The following is a 23,420-nucleotide window of genomic DNA, read 5'->3' on the forward strand; positions in this document are numbered from 1 at the left end:
CTTCAACTTCTTTTCTTTTTTTGCCGATACTTATTCACTTTATAATAGAACGACCTAAAAGGTGAAACTTTCAAAATAACCCTTGGTCGCGCATATTAGCGACGAATATTTAACCTCCAATCAACTATCACTAATCCAAACGCCTGTATAGGCTTGCAAATAGGTATGCTGATCCATTGGGCATGGAGAAGTCTTTTGGCACATCTACCCTTACATTGGATGGGGGCTGAAAATTAACATCCTGGGGATAAATACAAAAGCCTTCGTTTTTTATATCAGGATCAACCAAATATCCAGGCGCTATTTTGTCTGTTTCAAAAATAAAAATCAACTCTTTACTGTCTTGCTTTTTACAGATATAAAGATTTGCAAATCCATTTTTTTGCTCCCGATCTTTTACAGGGTAGGCTTTAAGCAAGACTACCATTGTGCAATTTTTCTCTGTCGCTGCCATGGTGTAATGTTTAAGAACGATATTTAGCGGCGCGATGTTCTTACCATTATTTCTGCAACCGATAACAGCGAAAGTCAACACGAAAAATAATGCCACGCACGTTCTATTTAAAATTCCGCTGTTGCCGCAAACCCTACAGTACATTTAACCTCCTTACCACAATTAAAAATACAATATATAAAAACATCAGCCCGATTGCTGTTGGTTTCCTGTATTTTTCACTCACAACATTACAAGGCAAACGCATCTAAATAGTTAACAGCGATAAGCTGTTATTTATAATAGCTAACGGAATAAGCTTATAGCGTCGGGAAAGGTATAAGCGTCAAACGATACCTTGTTTTTATTGGCTGATCGTGGTTAAATGATCCAGGTACCAAAAGGACTTGTATTGGCCAACAACGGGCACAAATATTTGGATGCGCCTAAATTGCAAGATCAGTTTAATGTTAACCATGTTAAAATTCAAGTAATTCATTATTAAATATTTGTGAAAAATATATCTGAAATATGTTAAGTTATGTTAACCCAATCAGATGCGTTTGCCCTGTCATTTTAGGTATCTTCTTCGCAAATGTGGCAATTATTTAATAACTTAGTATTGTGAAACGCACAGCACTCATTTTATTAACGGCTATTTACCTGCTATCCTGCGTGGGTATCGGGGTTAATCGTTTTTATTGCTGTGGCAAGCTGGCTTCTGTTACCCTCATTTATGGCGCAGCCGACAACGAGGCCCATAAAAAAGCGGATGACAGTTGTTGCAAAAACGAAAAGCAAAGCTTTAAAATTAAGGATACCCATGTAAGCGCCTCGTCGGTTGCATTACAGGCTTTATCGCCTGCGTTGTTACCGGTCGTTAACCATTGGATAGCAGCCATTATTGTTAAAGAATTGCCATCCACTATCGCTTATCAGGCAAATGCCCCGCCGGGGAGCACTGATATACCGATTTATACCCTTAATTGCATTTACAGGATTTGATCCTGTTCCCTCTCCTTTTTTAGCAATTATTCAACGTAACCGGGCTAACCTTTAAATTAAAACATCATCTTAATTTATAATCAACGCATAGGTTCTGCCTGTGTTATTTGTCCACTTTTCAATTTTTTTAATCCATGAAAAAAGTAATGCTGATGGCGGTAGCCATCCTGTTTTCTGCGGCAACTGTTTTTGCTGCCAATGTACCTAATGGTAAAATGAGCGCCGATACCACCAAAAAGGCCAAGCCGGCAAAAGTGCAGTACACCTGTACCATGCACCCCGAGGTATTGAGCGATAAACCCGGTAAATGCCCCAAATGCGGTATGGCCCTGGTAAAAAAATCACCTGCTAAAAAGAAACCGGCAGCCATGAAAATGTAACTCATTAAGCCTGGCCGCCAAACCGCGGCCGGGCTTATCAAAACCATTAAGATGATTAATCAACTTATTAGCCTGTCGTTAAAAAACAGGTATATCGTTTTATTTATTGCAGTTGCCCTTTTTGCCTGGGGTGCCTACGCGGTAAATGAAAACCCCATTGATGCTATACCCGATCTGTCAGACAACCAAGTCATCGTGTTCACCGAATGGCAGGGCCGCAGCCCGCAAATTATGGAAGACCAGGTAACCTATCCGCTGGTAAGCAACCTGCAGGGCATCCCGAAGGTTAAAGCCATCAGGGCAACCTCCATGTTCGGGATGAGCTTTGTTTATATTGTTTTTGATGATAAAGCCGATGTTTACTGGGCGCGCAGCCGGGTACTGGAGCGGCTGAACTACGCCCAGCGTTTATTACCGCAAGGCATTACACCCACCCTTGGGCCGGATGGCACGGGCGTTGGCCACGTATTATGGTACTCGCTCGACGCCAAAGGCATCGACCTGGGCGAGCAACGGGCCCTGCAGGATTGGTATGTAAAATTGGGGCTGCAAACCGTGCCTGGCGTAAGCGAGGTAGCCTCCTTCGGCGGTTTCGAAAAACAATACCAGATCAGCATCGATCCGCATAAGCTTAACTACTATAATATTCCCCTGTCGCAGGTACTTAAAGCGGTTAAAAGCAATAATAATGATGTAGGCGGCCGCAAGTTTGAAATGAATGGCACCGGCTATATTGTACGCGGACTGGGCTATATTAAATCATTGGCGGATGTAGAGAACATAGCCGTTGGTGTTAATAAAACCATCCCCGTTAGGGTAAAAGATATTGCCACCGTGCAAATGGGCGGCGACGAACGCCTGGGTATTTTTGATCAGGATGGCCAGGGCGAAGCCGTTGGCGGAATTGTGGTGATGCGTTATGGCGAGAATGCCGATAAAGTGATCCACGCGGTTAAGGATAAAATGGCCGATATTCAGAAAGGCCTGCCGCCGGGCGTAAAATTTAAAATAGCCTATGACCGGAGCGAACTGATTGAAAGCGCCGTTAAGTCGGTAAAGCATACGCTGATTGAGGAAATGATTACGGTATCCATTATCGTTATCCTGTTCCTGTTTAGCTGGCGCAGCGCCTTAAGCATCATTATCCAGATCCCGATAACTATAGCGGCCAGCTTTATACTGCTCAACGCGTTTGGGATATCTTCCAATATCATGTCGTTAACCGGTATTGCATTGGCTATCGGGGTTATTGTAGATAACGGTATCGTGATGGTCGAAAACTCGCACCGCAATTTATCCATCGCACAACAAAAAGAGCAATCATGACCACAGCCGAAAGAATCAAGATCATAGAAGCATCCTGTAAACAGGTGGGGCGCGGCGTTTTTTTCTCTACCCTTATTATTGTAGCGTCGTTTTTGCCCGTATTTTTATTGGAAGGGCAGGAGGGGAAGCTATTTGGACCCCTGGCCTGGACAAAAACCTTTATCCTGGCCATTGATGCCATATTAGCCGTAACACTGGCCCCTGTACTCATCTCGTTTTTCCTGAAAGGGAAGTTAAGAACAGATGACCATAACCCGCTAAACCGTGGGTTAGAAAAAATATACCGGCCAATACTCAGCTGGTGCGTAACCTGGCGTAAAACCACCATTGGCATTAATGTGATAGCATTGCTGGTAAGTATCCCGCTTTTATTGAGTTTGGGCAGCGAATTTATGCCGCCGCTGGATGAAGGCACCATCCTGTTTATGCCGGTTACCCTGCCCGATATCTCCAATGCCGAAGCCAAGCAACTTTTGCAGGTTCAGGACAGGATTATTAAAAGCATCCCTGAAGTAAAAAATGTGCTGGGCAAGGCCGGCCGGGCCAATACGGCTACGGATAATTCGCCCATTAGCATGGTTGAAACTATTATCCTTTTAAAGCCTGCCAGTGAATGGCGCAAGGGGATTAAAAAAGAAGATATCATTAATGAGCTGAATGCCAAACTGCAAATTCCCGGTGTAGTAAACGGCTGGACGCAACCTATTATTAACCGCATTAATATGCTATCTACAGGTATCCGTACCGATGTGGGCCTAAAGGTGTACGGGCAAAACCTGGATACCATTTATGCTTTATCAAACCAAATGAAGCAAGCATTACAGGGCATAAGCGGCGTAAAAGACTTATATGTTGATCCGATAACTGGCGGCAAATACCTGGATATCCGGGTGAACAAAGATGCCATAGGCCGGTATGGATTAAGCGTTGATGATGTAAACGAAGTGGTAGAGAGCGCCCTGGGCGGCATGAACCTTACGCCAACCATTGAAGGGCGCAGGCGCTTTAGTGTAAACCTACGCCTGGCGCAGGATTATCGCAGTAATTTGGAGGATATTAAGCGCACACTGGTACAAACACCGTCCTTTGGCCCGGTACCGCTATCGTCTGTGGCAGATATCAGCATTAGCGATGGCCCGGCCATGATCCAGTCAGAAAACGCACTGCTACGCGGCACCGTCCTATTCAACGTGCGCGACCGCGACCTGGGCAGCACCGTTCAGGAGGCGCAGGCCCGGTTAAATGCCATGGTTAAACTATTGCCCAAAGGCTATTTTATTGAATGGAGCGGCCAGTATAAAAACCTGATCCGCGCCGAGCGTACTTTAAAACTGATACTCCCGGTTGTGCTCATTATCATATTTGCCTGCCTGTATTTTGCATTCCATTCCATCCGCGAGGCCTTTTTTAGCCTTATCAGTATCCCCTTCGCTTTAATAGGCGGGGCATATATGGTATATTTTTTCGGGGTGCATTTATCGGTAGCGGTAGCTGTCGGCTTTATCGCCTTGTTTGGTATCGCTGTAGAAACGGGCATCGTCATGGTGATATACCTTAATGATGCCATGCAGCAACTGGTTGTTTTAAAAGGAAATTCAAAAGAAAACATCAGCAGAAACGATCTGCGCGAATACGTAATGAACGGGGCGGTAAAACGGTTGCGGCCAAAGCTCATGACGGTTTGTGTTGCCTTATTTGGCCTGGTGCCCGTGTTGTGGGCAACCGGCACCGGCAGCGATGTAATGCTACCCATTGTACTGCCTATGATAGGAGGCGTATTAACATCTTCCACCCATATTTTACTGGTTACGCCCCTCATCTTTTTGATGGTGAAAGAGTACGAACTAAAAAGATATGGCAGGCTGGAAGTATTGGATGTAAAGGAATAAATCATGAAAACAAAGTATCAAATTATATATACCCTGCTCATCTGCCTTGCTGGCGCAATCGCGCAGGCACAGGAGCGCTTGCCGCTGGATAGTGTTTTGGCTAAAATAAATGCCAACCCGGCCTTGTTGGCATACGATGCCACGATAGGTGCGCAGGATGCCTACGCCACCGGTGCCAAAAACCTGGATGCGCCAAAAATCAGCGCCGGGCAATATCAAACACCATACCGGCTAAACCCAAATGGAGGGGCCCTGATGATACAGGCCGAGCAAATGTTTACCAACCCCGCCAGGCTGAAAGCAAAAGAGGCTTATATGCAGGGAATGTCTAAAGTAACCGCAGCCGATAAAGGCTATATGAAAAACCAGCTCATGGCGCAGGCCCGGCAATATTATTATGAGCGGGTAGTGCTCGAAAAAAAACTGGACCTGCTGCAAAATACAGAGGGTTTGCTGCAATACATGCTTAAAGACGCCAATATCAGGCTCACCTATGGCAAAGAAAAGCTGCCTAATATCTACAAAGCCAAAGCCGAACTGTTTGAGCTGGATAATACCCGCGAACAACTGAATAATGACATAAACCAACGAAACATTATGCTGAACACGCTGATGAACCGGGAGCGTCAAACCGCTTTTACCGTAGATACAAATGTTATCTACCAGGATTACGAAACGGCTATAGTTGACACGGCTATACTGGCCGCACAGCGCAGTGATATTAAAGGGATTAGCCGCAGTATTGAACTACAGCAATTGAACGCCCTGGTAGAATACAGCAAGCGTAAACCCGATTTTGGCATCCAGGCGGCACATATGCAAAGCTATGGCGGGTATGCCAATCAATACATCCTGATGGCTTCTGTTACCATACCTATTGTTCCCTGGGCGTCTAAGGAGTATAAAGCCAACCTGAAGGGCATTCGTTATGAGGTGGCAGCATTGCAGCAAAAAAAAGCCGACCTGCTTAACCAGGCGCAGGGGCAGTTAGCCGGATTAAAAACCGACATCGGCAGCAAAAAAAGACAGCTGAACAACTATAACCGGCAAATTATCCCCGCGCTGCAAAACGCTTACAAAACCGCTTTGCAGGCATACGACCAAAATACCGGCGACCTGCCCACCGTACTGGATGGCATAAAAAGCCTGCAAACAGCCCGCATGGCCGCCCTTGACCGCTTACAGGAACTTTTAACATTACAGGTAGCTTATGAAAGGGAGTATGAAAGCACTAAATAAAATATTTGCGGTATCGTTGGTGGTTGCATATACGCTGTTAAGCGCTTGCAGCAACCCCAAGCCAGCCCCTGCTACACAAACACAGGCCAAAGGCGATGTAAAATATACCTGCCCCATGCACCCCCAAATTATAGAGGACCATCCCGGCAGCTGCCCCATTTGCGGCATGACCCTGGTGAAAAAAACAGGCCAGGCCAGCGAGGGATCGGGTATCAGCCTGGGTACGGTTTTACAGCCGGTTAACGGCAGCGTTGTTTCGTCGGTAACTGCTGTTACGCCGGTTCAAAAATCAATCGCTACCGAAATTTATGGCGATGGCTACCTTGATTTTGATACCCGTACGTTTAATAATATAGCATCCCGGTTTTCGGGCCGGATAGAAAAACTGTATATCAAATATGCTTTCCAGGAAATACATGCCGGGGAGCGCATTTTTGATATTTACAGCCCCGATATGGTTACCGCCCAGCAGGACCTGGTATACCTTACCCGCAACCCGCAACCCGAGCCCGAACTGCTCAACGCGGCCCGCCAAAAACTCTTGCTGTTGGGCATGACCATGGCGCAGATAAGTCAGGTAGCTAAAACCGGTAAGGCTTTCTACAGCCTGCCAGTGTACAGTCCTTATAACGGGCACGTACATGATACGCAGCACAGCCAGATGGCAGGAGCACCCGCCACTGAAACGCCTGTTGATTTTGCGGCTAATCAGCCATTAGCTATCAAAGAGGGCATGTATGTAACCAAAGGCCAAACCTTGTTTAATGTTGTTAACCCGCACAGCCTGTGGGCTATAGTTAAAATAGACCGGTCATCAGTCTCGGCTTTAAAATTAAACCAGCCGGTTCAATTGCGGCTGCCCGATATACCCGGTAAAATCATCAGCGGTAAAGTGAATTTTATTGAGCCAACCCTGCAGCAGGGCGATAAAACCACCAGCATCCGGGTTTATGTGGATAATATGGATCATAGCCTTAAAGTAAACAGCCTGGTAAAAGCAAAAATACAAACCGGCCGGGCCGAGGGTTTATGGATACCCAGGGAGGCACTTGTCAGCCTTGGGCAAACACAGGTGGTATGGCTAAAAAAGGGTGCGGCTTACCGTGTCAGCCAGGTTAGTACTGGTCTGGTAAATGGCAATTATATCCAGGTTACCCAGGGCCTGGCCCTTACCGATAGCCTGGCCTCCAACGCGCAATATTTAACCGATAGCGAAAGCTTTATTAAAATACAAGGCCATGAACAGTAACCAGTTTTTAAAATATTCATTTTTGATGCTGCTGGTGCTTAGCCTGTTTGCCGCCTGTAAGCAAAAGCCACCGATACAGGTTGCCAAAACAGCGGTACGGCCCAATGCTTACTACACCTGTTCTATGCATCCGCAGGTGCATGAGGAGCATCCCGGTAATTGCCCCATTTGCGGCATGAAGCTGATTAAGGTCGAGCTTACCGCCGCCGCCAATGCCGTTCATGTAAGCATCAGTCTAACCGCCACGCAACAGCAGTTAGCCGCCATACAAACAGATACCATCGGCACAAAAAACACCGCCGCCCAAAAAATGCTGACAGGTACGGTAACTACCGACGAAACCGCCGCCCAGGAACTTAGCGCCAGGACAGCTGGCCGGGTGCAGCAACTTTTTGTACGTGCCATTGGCGAGCAGGTAACCACAGGCCAGCCAATTTATACCCTTTATAGCGAAGATTTGCAGGAGGCCGAAAAAGAATACCTGCTGGCCCGGCAGCAACAAAAACTGCTGCACAACCCCGATGTTGACTACAAACAACTGATTGCCTCGGCCGAAAGCAGGCTGCGGTTATGGGGCCTGTCGCAAATACAAATCAACAATTTGGCGGCTTCGGGCAAAGCCGCGGCCACAACAACCATACTGAGCAACGTAAGCGGAACGGTAAGTGAAATAGGGGTACACGAAGGCGACTATGTTACCGAAGGCATGACCATTTTAAAAACCCAATCGCTGAATAATTTGTGGGTGGAGGCCCAGTTGTATGCCGGTGAAGGCGGCAGCTATAAAGTAAACGACCAGGTAACCCTATCGTTCCCCGACCTGGACGGGCAAACCATCGACGGCAAAATAGCATTTATCAACCCCGAAATATCGGATGCCTCCAAAGTAAACCTGCTGCGCATCAGCGTGCCAAACCCCAAAGGTTTATTAAGGCCGGGCATGCTGACCTACGTAAGCCTGGCAACAGGCAACCATCAATCGCTGGCTGTACCCGCATCGGCCGTTTTAACCGATGGCAAGGGCAGCAAAGTATGGGTGAAAAATACCGATGGCAGTTTTTCGCCCAGGAAGGTTACCGTAGGCCCCGGCAACCCGCAATACGTACCCATACTTTCCGGCCTAAGCAATGGCGACGTGGTAGTAACAAACGGCGCCTATTTATTGAACAGTGAAGCGGTGTTTAAAAATCCTTAACGCAAGCTGGGGATATACAAAAACACCCGGATGAAATTAAACATCCGGGTGTTGCATATTCATTACTTGGCATAGCGTTTACCTATCAGCGGGCCACAAGGCTGGAGCCTTGCGGCAGCGACAAAACGCTTGCGGTAGCGGGGGCCTCGAGGCAGCGAAAAGACCTTGCGGTAGCGGGAGGCATTTATTCTAATTTGTTCTTTGAAATGTATTTATCAAATAATTTAAATAAACTTAAGTCTCTATCCCAGTCTTTAGATATCTGCGAAATAACATCAATAGAAACGTCGGCTTCGAAGCTTTTTATAACATGATGTTTAAGTATTATAAAATAATAAAATCTTTGAAATATTAATGTTTGAGTTAGTGTAGGACAAGTTGCAAAATAATTTCTTGATTGAGCACCATCCAACTTGTTCTCAAACCCCTCCGGGACATCTTTTAAGTTTTTTTCGTACTTGTGATTTTCATTTTCAACTGCCCAACTATCATTTATTTTAAATAAGATGGAATAACTTGTTGACAGCTTTGTTTCACTTGACTGGATAGTTATTTTAATTACACTAATATCGGTTTTCAAATTAATCAAACTATCAACTACTTTTAAATTTTTATAATTATGAGGCGAATCCATAATTGCTAAAAAGCAATTATGGATTGTATCCGCGTTGATTAGCCCTTTCTCCTGTGAATGAGAAAAATTAAAACATCCGACAAACAAAAGCAAAAATAAAAATGCTTTATTATTGCTTTTTATAATATCTATAACCATCTTTTATAACATTAATATTTATTTGTTTAATCTCAGGTATTCCATTATGAAGTAAGTTCAGAGGTATATTTTTATATAACTCCCTCAGTGGAATTGTAGTTCCAGTTGGATCTAATTCTGCTCGAATAATATTCTCCGTATGAGAAGCTGACTTTTCCCCAGCAACTCTTTTATTAAACGCCGCAATTGCACCCGCATTTAGGTTTTCTTCTGGACTTTTATTCATATCCCAAGGAGCCGTTGGTTGACTCCAATCTTGACCATTATCATAGTCAACTGCATGCGCTTGTTCATGCGCTTGATTTACTAGTTTTCCACCCGGAGCATCATTTGTCTCGTCCGTTAAGTCTATATACATATCCGTTCCTGCTCCCTTTTGTGGATCAACAGCACCTTTTGGAACAGTCTTGGTTACTATCATTTGGCCATTTTTATCTTTTTCATTCAAATGTATTGTATGAACGTTGTCGGATTTTTTTAGTTGCTTCCATAACGCTTTTGCAGTCGGCGAATGTTTATTCAAATACCGTTGCCTTGTCATGAATTCATGTTTTTCTTTTTTACCAGTACCTTCAGCAAATTCGATCTTTGCTCCTGTTGGATCTATATAGATAACGGGATTATCTGCTGTATAATTATAAATAGACAAGGAATAATATTTCTCTGCCATCGGATCCACCGCACCCCACCGTCCAATCACCGGATCATAGAACCGTGCACCGTAATCGTATTGCCCCAATTCCTCCTGCAACTCCTTCTTATTGTAAAGATACTTATTTCCCGCGTTCTGCAAACGGTGTACATTTAATCCGAAGGGATAATAATCGTCTTCACCCACCTTGCCACTCGTTTGGTCAAATGTCACCCGGTTGTTGCCCAGATGGTCGGTTAAGGTATACTCGTAAACATAGCTGGTACCACTCCGGTTCGCCTTGCCTTCTTCCGTCTGCACAAAATCTATGGTACCGTCTGCTTTATACTGTATGCCGCTGATATAATCAGTCGCGGTGCCATTGCTTACCTTCCTCAGCTTGTTGCCCGTGGCATCATAGGTGTAGGATAAACTAAGGCCGGTTGCCGTCACCGTTTGCGGCAGGTTGAGCAGGTTGTAGGCAAACGCTTTACCTGTACCATCACCCGGCGCATTCCCATTGGCATCATAAGCGCCATAACTGCGGAATGCGCTGCCGTTGTTGGTTACCGTTTGCAACTGGTTACCGCTGTTATAATAGGCATAGCTTAAAGCTGCCGCGTTGGGCCCGGTACGGTTAAGGGTTTGGATATTACCATTCAGATCATAGGTGATGCCCGTTTCGCTGTAGCCGGTACTGCTGGTACCCGAAAGCAGCCGGTTCATCAGGTCATAACCATATTTTACTGTTTGAATGCCTGCAGTGGACGAATTGTAAACATTATAAGCCTGTTCGGCTATATTGCCATTATATTGCGGCGTGGCACCGTACTGTGTGCTGTTGTAATTCAATTGCTCGGCAAACAGTTTGGTTGTGGTTGGCGTAACCGATGGATCATTTATCTTTTGCAGCCAGCCCCGCTCATTATAGGTATAGCTAATGTCTTGCAGGAAAGGTGCTACTCCAGTGGCGCTATGCAGATGTTTGGCCATCAGCTGCCCTATCTCGTTATAGTCATTTTTAGATAGCATTACATTAGTCCCCCCATTGATCTGTTCCGAAGTGGTCAGCTTACGGCCCATATGGTCATAGGCGTAGGTATTGGCTATGGTTACCGCAGGGCTGGTGGTGCTTGCGCTGGTATAATGCTTACGGGTGGTAGCTGTTATTGCACTGGTAAAATCGTAACTGCTGCTGATAACATCGTAATTATTTACATTGATGGAACCGCCCAGGTAATGCTGCTTATAGGTTTGTATATTGCGGCCCAATCCATCATAATAGTTTACAGCCCACAACGCATCGGTGGTGCCCAGTACATACGTTTTATTAGCGGTAAGCTGGCCCCGGGTTTGGCTGCTTGCTCCTGTTGGCACTGCATTAAAGGCTGTGGGCAGCCCCGTAATATTGCTGAAGCTGTAATCATCGTAATAGTTAATGGATAAATAACTGCTAATGGATGGGTAGCTGCTGATGGTATAGCCTGTGTTGGTATCACTGGTATTCCTCACATCCCACTGTGCCTGCCCGTAGATACTGACCTGCAACACCGATTGTGTCGATGCCGAAGCATCCGTCCATAAACCGGTCATGATTACCCGGCCAAGGGCATCATATTTGGTTACCGTCCACTGGTTGCTTAGCCGCTGCACGCCGTCCTGGGTTAACACAGGCTGGTCAAGGCTGTTGTATACTATATACTCCCAATCCTTGCCGGGCAATTTTTTGCGGCTTAACCGGCCACGCTCGTCGTAACGGTACTGGTAACAGAGGTTATTCTGCGTAGTCTGGTCGGGTAAAGCATTATCCGCATTGCTCATGGGCGGCAGTACAAAGGCCAGTTCGCCCAGGTCGTCATAAACATAGTAGGTGCTCAAAGTTTGCACGGTAGTGCCTACCAGGTTAAAGGTGCGTTTCAATACCACATGGCCTTCCTTATCCTTATATTCCTCGGTGGTGCCCGGCTTTCCGCTTACCCAGTTCTCGTCTTTACTGATGGTTACGTAAAGCTGGCCGGCGGGGTAATAATTACCTGCCGAATTGCCCAGTACCAGTGTGCGGCTTTGGTCGGCGCTGATGGTGACGGTATACAGGTTAGCTATAAAACTGTTGTTGACATCCGACAGCGCAGTGGTATTATTATTGGTATAAACCAGCTTTACAGTATGGCCGGCTGAAGGTTGCCAGTCGGTACCCGGTGCTCCTTGTTCCTGCACCCGGTTAAGCGGTGAAGATTCAAAATTAGTACTGCTAAACGGATTGGGGTTATAAACAATTCCGTTACTTTGCTGCGTGCCGCTAACGCCAGCACCGCCGGGATTATAAAAGTTGCCAATCTCGGAAGTGATCGCCGCTGTTTTATAACTGCCATCGGCAGTGGGCGATGTATAGGGCAGGTATTTGATCGCTTCGCGGCTATAGGCATCGTAGGCATAGGGCTGTACAACATCTTTAACCAACGGCGAGCCTTTTACCTGTACAGTTTGCAGCGGGCGGCCCAGGCCGTCAATGTATTGCACCGTTTGCATCAACTCGCAGGTGGTACGGTTAGCCAATCCCGATGCATCCACCACTCCGCCCACACGGGGAACCGAAGTAACAATGTAATTCTGCGTAGCGCTTGGTAAACTTGCCAAAGGCACGCAATCTGGGTTTACTATATACAGGCTTAGGCTGCTACCGGTTGCTGCTGTGAAGCTGAACGTAGGGTTAAGCGTAATACTGGTATTGCTATAGTACGAGCCTGCCGCCGGCGTAGTGGTTAACGTTGCCGGTGGGGCCAGGTAAGTTTGGGCTTTTGAGCCAAAAGCGTAAAGCATAAGGCTTAAAACTAAAGACAGTTGCTTTAGCCCTGGTTTTATAGTGATATGGGTAATGGCCATATTTGCTGTTGTTTTAAGGTTAAGATATTATTGCCCCTGGTAGTGATAATCTGTATGTTTAACAATGTTGCCGTCCTTGTCTTTAACGTTGATTAGCCTTAGGAGTCCGTCATATTCGTAATAGGAGGTCTGGTTTTTAGCATCCGTCGAACTTGTGATGCCTACTAACGGAGTATAGGTATACGTTGTCATTTGGGCATCTGCGGGGTATAACCGCAATTCATCAATATTACCGGACCCTGTAACAGTAACCGAAGTTACGCCGGTGACTTTATGCTCGTGGTAATACCAGCCCTGGGTTGCCGGGCCATTTACCGGATAGCCGCTTACTGTGCCGGTAATATTGAGCGGCGTGGCGCTTTTGCTCCAGTACGATATTATGTAGCTTGTTGAGGTTGTAAGGCCACCTTTTGAAATATCACCATTGGCAAGATTGTAGGATATTTTACCCGTTTTTGCCGTTGTGTTATCCCGCGATGTCGACCCGATTGTCCAATTGCCGGTTCCGTCATACTCAAAACTGGTATAGGCTATATTGGCTATCGATGCGTTTGTAACTTCGGCAACAGGTAATGCAGAATTATAATCCCAAACATAGGAGTTATATGGTCCGTTAAATTTGTGCTGCTGTAAAATGTTGCCATAATTATCATACTGGTCGGCAAAAATATATTGCTTATACCTGCTATCTAAAGTGGTGGATGAGGCGGTTACTGCCGACTCCGCAAAGTTGGTAATAGGTAATACGCTATTTGTGGCCTGTATTACATCCGGCAGTGGCTGTGCCGTTTTATATGACGTAAAAACAGCATTTGTTACCCGCGAATTGCTCCCGTCCTGGTTGGTTTTTTTAATATATTTTTCAACTACGGGTGTAACTATATTTTTATTTACCAGGTTTTGCACCCCATTTGCAGTGGCATCAGTAACCGTACCGCTAATTGCATAATCAAGCGGATATTTGTTAACTGTCGTTGTTACCTCGCCCTTGCTGTTGCTGGTTGTAATGCGTGTTGGCTGAAAATGCGCATAGTTGTCATAATAATAGTTTGTTGTATTTTCTGCGTATCGTGTGATATCATCCTGGGCAAAGGTTGTTTCAATTGTACTAATTAAAGGCTTAAACTGCGATTTTAGCGTTACGTACGACAACAGATTCCGTTCACATGGGTTCGAATTACCAGAAACCTGCGACCCGTTCGACATGTCGATATCGATATGCGGTTTTACCCGGCTTTCAACACCGTAAACCACGTTATCATTGGTTGCATAATTTTCGTAGGTGTTTATCACACGCTTGGCAATCTGGAACTGCCCCTGTTTGTTGATATAATCCTCCTGTTTTAAAACAGATCCGTTTAAGGTTTCGGCAAGATTAGCTGCAAAGGGGGGCTGCATCGGCAAATGATATTCAGGATCGTTATAAGGATTTACATGGTCGGGCTGATTAACGTACTGGTATACAGTTTTTCCGTTTTCGCCATTTTCCCCTTCTAAAACGGTTACCTGGTCATACCCAACCACCGCGCCACCGGCAGAGCCATTTAACGGTATATCACTGTCCGACATCCGCATTAAACTGGGGGCAGTAAAAGCTTCGTAAAAAGCGCCACCCGTAACAGGGTATTTAAAAACAAAATCGGTAATTGTAAAATAGGTATATACGGGATGTGACATCCGCCTGCCGTAACTGTATTCTTTAGGTGTGCCGCTGTTGTTTTTATCCGCAAAATAATGATAAACAAATTTCTTGACATTGATGTTGGTTGGATTTACCCCATCATGGTCTATAATGCGCGATACGCGCAGCCCGCCGCCACTTGAAAAAGTAATATTGTTTTGTGTAGTGTAGTTAGCTGCTGAGCTTACCTGAGCGTAGTAACTGAAATTCATTCGTAAGTCCTGCAAAGATGTGGCATAGGCGTTATCAACATGCGTCCGGATGAGATACTTTTTACCGGGGAGCAATGAACTATTCGACATATTGTAGGTCATAGCTTGTCCAGTGCAAACCATACATCCATCGGTATTGCCGCCCGAGCATGCCGGGAAATAGGAGGCATCCTTATGCACCAGCAAATTTGTCCCGTTAATATCATAAATATCTATGGTAACCTTGTCTGTAGTAGGAAAAGGATAAGGATTATTGCACATGCTGGGATCATTAAACCTTATAACCAGGTTAAATCCAATATAAGGTGTAGCTTGCAAAGGGTTTTCGGCAAAGGCATATGCGTTAGTAAGGTCCAGCGTATCCGATGGCAGGAATTTATGCTGCGGATTGTCATAAACAACAGTAGTTGTTTGCGGTATAATATCGTAAGCATGGCTAAAGTAGCTGGCATCGTTTACCTGTGATTGCTGTTCGTCAAAATCATTGGCCTCAAGCTGAAGTTCTGTAGACCCTCCTGTGGGATATTGAATTTTTGATAAGGAATATGCGCCAACAACAGAAGGATCGGCGTTTCGTTCAGAGCCATCCAGTCCCAGGTACGCCGTTATCATATCGGGTGAACTGACGGTGACGTTACTTGGAATTAACGAGGTATTGGTAACCTTGCCATTATAATACCCCCAATGATCTCTGGCAAATGATCCCTTTGATGGCATCCATACGCTTTCGTTATAGGTGAATACATAGGGTTTTTCCGAAATAGTGTTCCCCTGGTAGTTGCCCGTTTGCTGTACCTGCAATAGTCGTAATCTTTTTGAATTGGCATCCGTTCCTGCTCCCGAATCATTGTCGACGTTACCATGGTCAAAATAATCATAAGTAAGGTTTACGGTCTTCAAGGCTGTTGTGCTTACTACGCCATTTACATCTTTAGGATAAATGGTTAAATTATCCAGCTTTTTGTCGCCTACCAGGTCGTCCCGGTCCGAATAATTGAATTTTACGATACCGGTATTAAAATCGATATTATCGAGCACAACCAGGGTATATTCCTTTCCGGGTGTTGAGCCGGCCTGCCGGCCCGTATATGGAGCGTAATATTTCCCGGCTTGTACAAGTGGGTTAAAGTAATCCCACGAATCTGAATAACCACCCACGGTTTGTACATACCTGGGTACCACAGTATAGTTAAAAGTTATGCTGTTCCCGGTAGGGGAAGTGATTTTTGTAAGATACCATGCAGAAAGGTGATCGGACGAATCATGATATTTTTCGCTGATATTAAAATCATATGTATAGCCATCGGTTGTTTTCACCTGCCAGGTGCTGCCGTCAGCAGCCGGCGTTATTTGCAACTTCTCCTGTTTTTCAATCACAGCTTGTTTATTTCTTTTCAGGATAAACTTCCCGCTTTGTCCAGGCAGGTTATAAAAATACTGATCGGGCTGAAAATCAAATACCGGAAACGAGTTTAAAGCACTCTCCAAATCCATCGTGTACATGGTTGGCTGGTTTGGAATATTCCTGTTAAACATGTTCAGTATACAGCCATCCGTCATATTATCGCGAGGACCCTGGCCATCAGAAAAGTCCATTAAGGTATTGGTACTGCTATTAAAATAAACAGATCCGTTAAAATCATCATCGCCGATGATTGTACGTGAAATTGACCCGCCAGAGTTGATCACCCAGCCCAAACCAACCTGGCTGGCCTCCTCGGCCACTTTAATACCGGAAGCATGATAGCTAAGCGAAATAGGGAAGCTTACGTCCCTGTATTTAACAGTATACAGGGGAATGGAGATATTGGGAATGCCGGTGTATGGGCTTACCGGTATATTACCATATTTTTGGAATGCCTGTATATTGGGTGATGGCGGTATCACTTTGCTAAGAGTTGGACCCTGAGCAAACGAGAAATCACAAAATACATTACATAGCGATAGTAATGTAAAAATGACTTTGATGTTAATTTTCATATAAAAACACTAAAAGGTTTATAGTAAGTTTGTTACGTTACTTAGAAAGTAATTAATTGATGCCCGGCTTTTCCAGTTTTGAAATACGCTTTTCCTGGTCGTTTATCTTTTTATTCTGCGCTTCCAGCTGTTTATCCTTCTCAATCAAATACAGCGTCAATTCCTCCACTTTTTTCATCAGTAGCTTATTCATCTCGCCCAGGTTAATGCCATCTTTCTCAACTTGCTGCGCTGATGGAATTTCGGGCAGGTGGTGGTTTTGGTCGATATAGGTTTTTACCTCTGTTAGGGATGGTAAACGGTAGTCTTTATTAAACACATAATCGGCCCAATCGGCGTAAAGTTTAACGGTTACTGCTGTGGCTATTATACCGCCGTTTACACCAAGTTTATAGCCTTTGGTATCGGCAGTACCGATGCCCACATTCCCGCTGCCCGAAATAACAAGCTTATCTGATACGGTTCCTGCGTTATTGGTAGCAAAGCGCAACGAAGTAGTTGAAGTAGCATTTACAGCGCTTTCTCTGAACGAGTATATCTGTGCCCCCAAAGCATCGGGCGAAGGGGTTACGGGTGTGTAAAAATTTATGGCCGCGCCTTCGCCGGCCAGTTCATCGCTGTTATTTCCCCTGATTTCTAAACGCAACATCTCGGTAACAGCGCCCGGTGTCATCAGCTTACTTACATGCAAAGGTGCAGCAGGGGTTGTTGTGCCAATACCCACGTTGCCATTGTATAACCATGACATCACTTGCTGATCAGGGGCGCCATTTGTATTACTCGCTCCATTCACAAACAGATCTAATTTGCTACCCGATAGGCTTGGTCCGCCATGTCCTATCCTGAATTCAGCGCTTTCATTATAAGAATAATCAGAAGTTCCATTTCTCATAAGTTTAAATACAGATTTCGTTGGTGCAACAACTCCACCAGGTTTACTGTCCGATGATTCGAAAATCTGTAAGTTACTTGTAGGATTGGTTGTACCAATGCCCACATTACCGGCCGAATTGATGCGCATGCGTTCGGAGGTGACACCATCGGAGCCAGCCAGGCTGAACAGGAATGCCCCCGGTACAATGCCGCTTGATGGAGCGCCATTGGCTACAAGGACAATCTGGCCCGAGCGTTGAAACGAGGTGCCATCATGTCCATAAAAGTCAAGCCAGCCAAGATAATCTCCACTAATCGTTGCAAGTGGTGCAGTTGCCGTGCCCCGGGCCCGTCCGAAATACAGGTGCGATCCCTGCCACCCGGTGTTGTTGAAAGATTCAATACCAAAATCGGCATACGAACCGCTGTTGGTACTTCGTGTAGTAGTATTATATATATGAAATGGGTAAGCAGGGGTGGTTGTACCAATGCCAACCGTATTAGTAATAGTGGTTGGGGTACCGGTTGTAGTCCATTGGGCATAAGAAAAATGGCAACCGAAAAGCATTATTGCGAGTGATAATAGATTTTTTTTCATTTTTTATTTGTTTAGGGGGTTAATTTATTTCGAGTTATTTTTTTCCAATTCACTTACCCGGGCCTGTAGTGCTTGTAGCAGCTTGTTTTTTTCAGTGTCCTGTTTATCCTTCTCAATCAAATACAAAGTCAACTCCTCCACCTTTTTAAGCAGCAGCCTATTCATCTCACCCACATTAACGCCGTCTTTTTCGATTTGCTGTGCTGACGGGATTTCGGGCAGGTGCTGGTTTTGGTCGATGTAGGTTTTTACATCGGTTAGGGAAGGCAGGGTGTAGTCTTTTTTGAAAACGTAATCGGGCCATCCGGTTGTTTGAACGGCTATGGCCTTTGCGTATGTGGTGCCGTTAGCATCAACGCGAAAAGTGATGTTATTCTTGATGTCAATATCCGTCAGCGTACGGGTAGTGGTACCGACTGAAGGTATCGGAGCTAAATATAAAGTCCCGGCAACATCAGAGTAAATTACACCACCGCCGTTGTGGCTACCGTCTCCTTCAATCGTCCAGTTTGCAGAATTACCGCGCCCTATACGCGCAGCGTTAAAGCCGATATAAGCCGTGCCATAATGCAAATCGCCGCCCGGGCAGCCCCCCGCAGAAAACTTGTAAGGGCCGCTATTAACCTGGAAAGTAGAAATAGGGGCTGGAGCAGCGACACCTACATTGCCGCCCGAACTGATCCGCATCCGCTCGGCATTGACGCCATCCGAGCCTACAGTTGTAAACAGGAATGCCCCAGGAACAATGCCGCTTGCAGGGGTTCCGTCAACCTTAAAAATAAGCTGTCCTGCACGTTGCGCCGTAGTGCCGTCATGACCATAAAAATCAAGAAGACTAAGGTAATCTCCGTTTTGTACTACCAAAGGAGCAGCTAAAGTGCCGCGGGAGCGCCCGAAATACAAGCGTGAGCCCACCAAGTTATTGTTGTACGAATCGAGGCCGAAATCAACAGAGCCCCCACTATTTGTACTTCGGGCTGTAGTATTGTATAAATGAAATGGGTATGAAGGAGCAGTAGTACCTATACCCACGGTATTAGTAATAGTTGTGAGGCTACCAGTTGTTGTCCACTGAGCATGGGCAAAAACAGAAACCAAAAGAAGTGCGATAGCGATAAAGATTGATTTTTTCATAATTAAAAAAGGGGATAATATCGAATGATAAGTTGATTTAATGATTTAAACAGGCACAGCCAGGGCGTGAATTAACAAGGATAATTCATGCTGACAATGCGGTAATTCCGGATAAATACAGTTGGTGAAAACATGCGGGGTCCAGGGCTTTTGAAGCCGGGTAGTACTTTAATCGCAATGGATTTAGTGGGTGTCGTCATTTTGATAAGGTTGTTAGGCGGTACTAAAATAGCTATCTGAATTGAATTGCAAAAGAAATGGAGATAAATATTTTTATATTTAATTAATAATATAAATGCGTCTAATGGAGGTTAAGAGTCAGGGGGCATGGAAAGAAGGATTGGCGCCCTAATATTAAACTCGTTCAACTTTCCGTGAACCCTAAATCTCTTGCCCGGATGCTACAAATTTAAACGGTCGGGTTAAAAACGGCGGTGACGCAACCTTGTCAGTAATTGATTACCAGCAAGATAAAAACGCGTTAGGGATAGCAGTGGAAAGCCCACAGCATGCGCGGGCCCTTGTGCGCCCCGGCCTGCGAGGACTTGGAACGGATAGCCCGGGCCGCAGGCAACGCCATAGTGAAAGTCAAAAGTCAAAGGTCAAAATTCAAAATGGGGCAGGGAGTGGAGCTTTAGTGGTATCAAAGGAGAATTAAGCTTTTCATCTCTCAACGCTTAGCCTTTAAACATGCAGTCGCGCCTGTAAATATTTTTGCTTACCGGTAACAATGGTTTGGCCACAGGCGTCTATCCGGTATACTTAATACTTTAATCATGACGACACCCAAATTATTTTTCCGCATATGTTTTTCGGTAATATTTATTGCCTTTGCCTGTAACTTTACTGCCAATGCCCAAACAGCAGTTTTTAAACCAAAGGATGCCGCATTGTTTAAAACTATTGCACATATGGATAGTGTGATGTTTGATGCCTTTAATAACCGCAACCTGGATGTGATGAAGGGCTTATTTACTGCCGATGTGGAGTTTTATAATGATGGCAAGGGTCTTACCGGTTATGATGGCACTATGGCCGGCTTTAAGGGTATTTTTGAAAACAAACAAGCCGCCGACCTGCGCCGCGACCTGCTGCCCGAAAGCCTGGAGGTTTACCCTATGCCGGGTTTCGGCGCTATTGAAATGGGCACTCACCGTTTTACCCATACCGAAAACGGTAAGCCGGTAATTGGCGTTATGAAATTTGTACACGTTTGGCAGTTAAAAAACGGCCAATGGAAGGTTAGCCGGGTTGTGAGCGTTGGGCATTGATAAAAACTGTAAATTTTTAAAACCAATGGCTTAATAACCGGAGATGGTTGTTTGTTTATTGCTCTTATTTGATATTTTTTAACTGTTTTCCGGCTGCCTCAATTGCGTGTAAGCTACCAGCGGCCAGGAATTCCCGGCCCGTCGTAAGGATGCTCGAGCGCATTGATGATGCGCATGAGGCGGTGCCTGGCGCCGGCATGTTTAACTTCGGTGCGCATGGTTTCCAGGTTGCGGGCCACGGCTTCTTTCACGTCGTGCTGGGTGGTTGCCCTGTCAATTCTTAAAGTTTGGGGCAAATCTGCGGTTTCAAAATAAGCTGTCAACTCCTGCTCTGTCATGCCGCAAAGGTAAAAAAGCAATCCGGTAATCGGTTAGGCCTTTTTACTTTTCGCCCAGGGCAAATCATCAAAATAGCTAATGGAATGAGCTTATGTCGTCGGGACGATATAAACATCAAACGACATCTTTTTTTACTGGCTGATTGTGGTTAAATGATCAAGCTGCCGAAGGGACTTATATTGGCCAACAACAGGCACAAGTATCTGGATGCGCCTAAATTGTGCTATCAGTTTAGTGTTAACTATGTTAAAATATAAAATATTGATTATAAAATACTTATAAATGTTTTACCTGAAATGTGTTAAGTTATGTTAACCCAATAAGATGCGTCTGACCCGACCTTTCGCCTTTTACTTTTTACCTTTCGCCTTTACGCTTGTTGTTTTCTTACATCAATGTTACTTTTCGGCCGACAACAATCCCCTCAAATTTTAATACTTTTGGTCAGCATAAATGAAAGACCTCGCATACCTCAATAAGTTTTTTTACAAATACCGCTGGCGGCTAATCCCGGGAGTGCTGTTTGTAATTATATCCAATATTTTTGGTGTATTGCCTGCACAGGTTATCCGCGTAGCCTTCGACCTGGTTACCGAGAATATTGGCGCCTACCACCTTTTTGCCGGCTTTAACCGGCAGAGTATGATCTATGATATTTTTGGCAGCAGCCTGATGCTGTTCGGCGTGCTGGTACTGGTGCTGGCCTTGCTGAGGGGCCTGTTCCTTTTTTTTATGCGCCAAACCATTATCCTGATGTCCAGGCATATAGAGTATGATTTAAAGAACGAAATTTATAGCCATTACCAGCGCCTGTCGCTGGCATTCTACCGGCGCCACAACACCGGCGACCTGATGAACCGCGTTACCGAAGATGTAAGCCGGGTGCGCATGTACCTTGGGCCGGGCATTATGTATACCATCAATACCGTGGTGCTGTTTGTAATGGTAATTTATGCCATGCTTACCGTAAATGTGCGGCTGGCAGTATGGTCGGTATTGCCGCTGCCTGTATTAGCGGGCATCATTTACTATGTGAATAATGTAATTAACTACCGGAGCGAACAGATCCAGGAACGGCTGTCGGGATTGTCGAGTTTTGTGCAGGAAAATTTTTCTGGCATCAGGGTAATCAAATCCTATGTCAGGGAAGCCTTTGTACGGGAGAAATTTGCAGCCGAAAGTGAAAATTATAAAATGCATTCGATGGCCCTTGCCAAAGTGCAGGCAATGTTTTACCCCATTATGTTGTTGCTGGTTGGCCTGAGTAACGTAATTACCATGTATGTGGGTGGGGTAGAGGTAATGAAGGGCAATATTACATCGGGCAATATTGCCGAGTTTATTGTATACCTGAATATGCTCAATTTTCCGGTGATTGCCCTGGGTTGGGTAACTTCGCTGGTGCAGCGGGCGGCTGCCTCGCAAAAACGGATCAATGAGTTTTTGCATCAGCAGCCCGAGATCATTTCGTCAAAGGCGCCAGTACATGCTATTAAAGGGGCGCTTGAATTTGATAACGTATCGTTCACTTATCCTGATACCGGCATCCGGGCTTTAAAAAACGTTTCATTTAAGGTTGATCCGGGGCAAATGGTTGCCATTATTGGGCGCACAGGCTCGGGCAAATCAACCATTGCCAACCTGGTTATGCGCATGTATGATACTACCGGCGGACAGGTTTTGGCAGATAATATTCCCCTGCAACAACTTAACCTGGAAGGGTATCGGTCGCAAATTGGCTTTGTGCCGCAGGAGGTTTTCCTGTTTAGCGATACGATTGCCAACAATATCGCTTTCAGCGCCGATGTGCTTGATTTGCCGGTGGTAGAACAGGCCGCCCGGGATGCAGCTGTTTACAATAACATTATGGAGCTGGAGCACGGCTTTACCACCTTAATTGGCGAGCGCGGCGTAACCCTGTCGGGCGGGCAAAAACAACGAGTATCTATTGCCAGGGCCATTTTTAAGCACCCCCAGGTGTTGATATTTGATGATTGCCTTTCGGCTGTTGATACCCGTACCGAAGAGGAAATATTGAATAACCTTGGCCGTGTTATGCAGGGTAAAACCAGCATCATTATAGCGCACCGCATATCAACCATAAAAAATGCCGATAAGATACTGGTGATGGATAATGGCGAAATTGTTGAACATGGTAACCACGAATACCTGATGCAGCTTAAAGGAACCTATTTTGAACTGTATGAAAAGCAGCTGTTAGAAGAAGAGCAGAACGCCTAACTCCTCTGGTTGACTAACATCTAAGTTTCGCAGCAATAATAAATTTAACTTGCGCACAAAAAAATCATTGTTTTGTTTTAAAAGTTGCA

The 23,420-nt window shown here is 45.3% G+C and carries 16 protein-coding genes; 9 read left to right on the top strand and 7 right to left on the bottom strand.

All coding sequences use genetic code 11. From position 1 onward, the window contains the following. Positions 1-130: 130 nt before the first annotated feature. The gene (locus ACFGVS_RS29035; RefSeq protein WP_143065403.1) at positions 131-550 is read right to left on the bottom strand and encodes a hypothetical protein; all 420 of its coding nucleotides are present in this window, start codon (positions 548-550) and stop codon (positions 131-133) included. Positions 551-1,057: 507 nt separating this feature from the next. Between ACFGVS_RS29035 and ACFGVS_RS29040 the strand changes: the two genes are divergently transcribed. The 7 genes from ACFGVS_RS29040 to ACFGVS_RS29070 all read left to right on the top strand — a co-directional run bounded on the left by ACFGVS_RS29040 (position 1,058) and on the right by ACFGVS_RS29070 (position 8,716). Beyond that, entirely contained in the window at positions 1,058-1,438 is a 381-nt protein-coding gene (locus ACFGVS_RS29040) for an HYC_CC_PP family protein (protein WP_439696619.1), read from the top strand. 134 nt (positions 1,439-1,572) lie between these two features. Then, positions 1,573-1,818 carry a heavy metal-binding domain-containing protein gene (locus tag ACFGVS_RS29045; RefSeq protein WP_439696620.1) on the top strand — a complete coding sequence of 82 codons (246 nt, stop codon included), beginning with the start codon at positions 1,573-1,575 and terminating at the stop codon, positions 1,816-1,818. A 51-nt stretch (positions 1,819-1,869) separates the two neighbouring features. Next, the gene (locus ACFGVS_RS29050) at positions 1,870-3,144 is read left to right on the top strand and encodes an efflux RND transporter permease subunit (protein WP_439696621.1); all 1,275 of its coding nucleotides are present in this window, start codon (positions 1,870-1,872) and stop codon (positions 3,142-3,144) included. Further along, a complete protein-coding gene (locus tag ACFGVS_RS29055; protein WP_439696622.1) occupies positions 3,141-5,033 on the top strand; it encodes an efflux RND transporter permease subunit in 1,893 nt (630 codons plus the stop codon). The genes ACFGVS_RS29050 and ACFGVS_RS29055 overlap by 4 nt, the downstream gene beginning before the upstream one ends. A gap of 3 nt (positions 5,034-5,036) precedes the next feature. Further along, positions 5,037-6,272 (top strand): TolC family protein, encoded by a 1,236-nt coding sequence (locus ACFGVS_RS29060; RefSeq protein WP_439696623.1) that lies wholly within the window; start codon positions 5,037-5,039, stop codon positions 6,270-6,272. Next, the gene (locus ACFGVS_RS29065) at positions 6,256-7,521 is read left to right on the top strand and encodes an HlyD family efflux transporter periplasmic adaptor subunit (RefSeq protein WP_439696624.1); all 1,266 of its coding nucleotides are present in this window, start codon (positions 6,256-6,258) and stop codon (positions 7,519-7,521) included. Before ACFGVS_RS29060 ends, ACFGVS_RS29065 begins: the two co-directional genes overlap by 17 nt. Then, positions 7,511-8,716 (top strand): efflux RND transporter periplasmic adaptor subunit, encoded by a 1,206-nt coding sequence (locus ACFGVS_RS29070; RefSeq protein ID WP_439696625.1) that lies wholly within the window; start codon positions 7,511-7,513, stop codon positions 8,714-8,716. The genes ACFGVS_RS29065 and ACFGVS_RS29070 overlap by 11 nt, the downstream gene beginning before the upstream one ends. A gap of 184 nt (positions 8,717-8,900) precedes the next feature. On the opposite strand, the gene ACFGVS_RS29075 is transcribed toward ACFGVS_RS29070, so the two are convergent. Genes ACFGVS_RS29075 through ACFGVS_RS29095 form a run of 5 tightly spaced genes read right to left on the bottom strand, consistent with a single transcriptional unit; the run spans position 8,901 to position 19,480 of the window. Further along, positions 8,901-9,488: a hypothetical protein gene (locus ACFGVS_RS29075; protein ID WP_439696626.1), complete on the bottom strand. Its 588-nt coding sequence runs from the start codon at positions 9,486-9,488 to the stop codon at positions 8,901-8,903. After that, on the bottom strand, positions 9,460-13,002 hold the full coding sequence (locus tag ACFGVS_RS29080) for a DUF6443 domain-containing protein (RefSeq protein WP_439696627.1): 3,543 nt from the start codon (positions 13,000-13,002) through the stop codon (positions 9,460-9,462). Before ACFGVS_RS29080 ends, ACFGVS_RS29075 begins: the two co-directional genes overlap by 29 nt. A gap of 27 nt (positions 13,003-13,029) precedes the next feature. Next, positions 13,030-16,875, bottom strand: coding sequence for a hypothetical protein (locus ACFGVS_RS29085; protein ID WP_439696628.1), 3,846 nt, complete (start codon positions 16,873-16,875; stop codon positions 13,030-13,032). 52 nt (positions 16,876-16,927) lie between these two features. Further along, complete coding sequence (locus ACFGVS_RS29090; RefSeq protein ID WP_439696629.1) at positions 16,928-18,346, bottom strand: hypothetical protein; 1,419 nt, start codon at positions 18,344-18,346, stop codon at positions 16,928-16,930. A gap of 24 nt (positions 18,347-18,370) precedes the next feature. Then, entirely contained in the window at positions 18,371-19,480 is a 1,110-nt protein-coding gene (locus tag ACFGVS_RS29095; RefSeq protein ID WP_439696630.1) for a hypothetical protein, read from the bottom strand. A 776-nt stretch (positions 19,481-20,256) separates the two neighbouring features. Between ACFGVS_RS29095 and ACFGVS_RS29100 the strand changes: the two genes are divergently transcribed. Then, on the top strand, positions 20,257-20,751 hold the full coding sequence (locus ACFGVS_RS29100; protein ID WP_439696631.1) for a nuclear transport factor 2 family protein: 495 nt from the start codon (positions 20,257-20,259) through the stop codon (positions 20,749-20,751). 113 nt (positions 20,752-20,864) lie between these two features. On the opposite strand, the gene ACFGVS_RS29105 is transcribed toward ACFGVS_RS29100, so the two are convergent. Next, on the bottom strand, positions 20,865-21,089 hold the full coding sequence (locus ACFGVS_RS29105) for a DUF6965 family protein (protein ID WP_274209090.1): 225 nt from the start codon (positions 21,087-21,089) through the stop codon (positions 20,865-20,867). A 454-nt stretch (positions 21,090-21,543) separates the two neighbouring features. On the opposite strand from ACFGVS_RS29105, the gene ACFGVS_RS29110 reads away from it, so the two are divergent. Next, entirely contained in the window at positions 21,544-23,331 is a 1,788-nt protein-coding gene (locus ACFGVS_RS29110) for an ABC transporter ATP-binding protein (protein WP_439696632.1), read from the top strand. The last annotated feature ends 89 nt before the right edge of the window (positions 23,332-23,420 follow it).

Origin of the sequence: Mucilaginibacter sediminis, from assembly GCF_051903035.1 — a bacterium.
Classification (GTDB): Bacteria; Bacteroidota; Bacteroidia; order Sphingobacteriales; family Sphingobacteriaceae; genus Mucilaginibacter.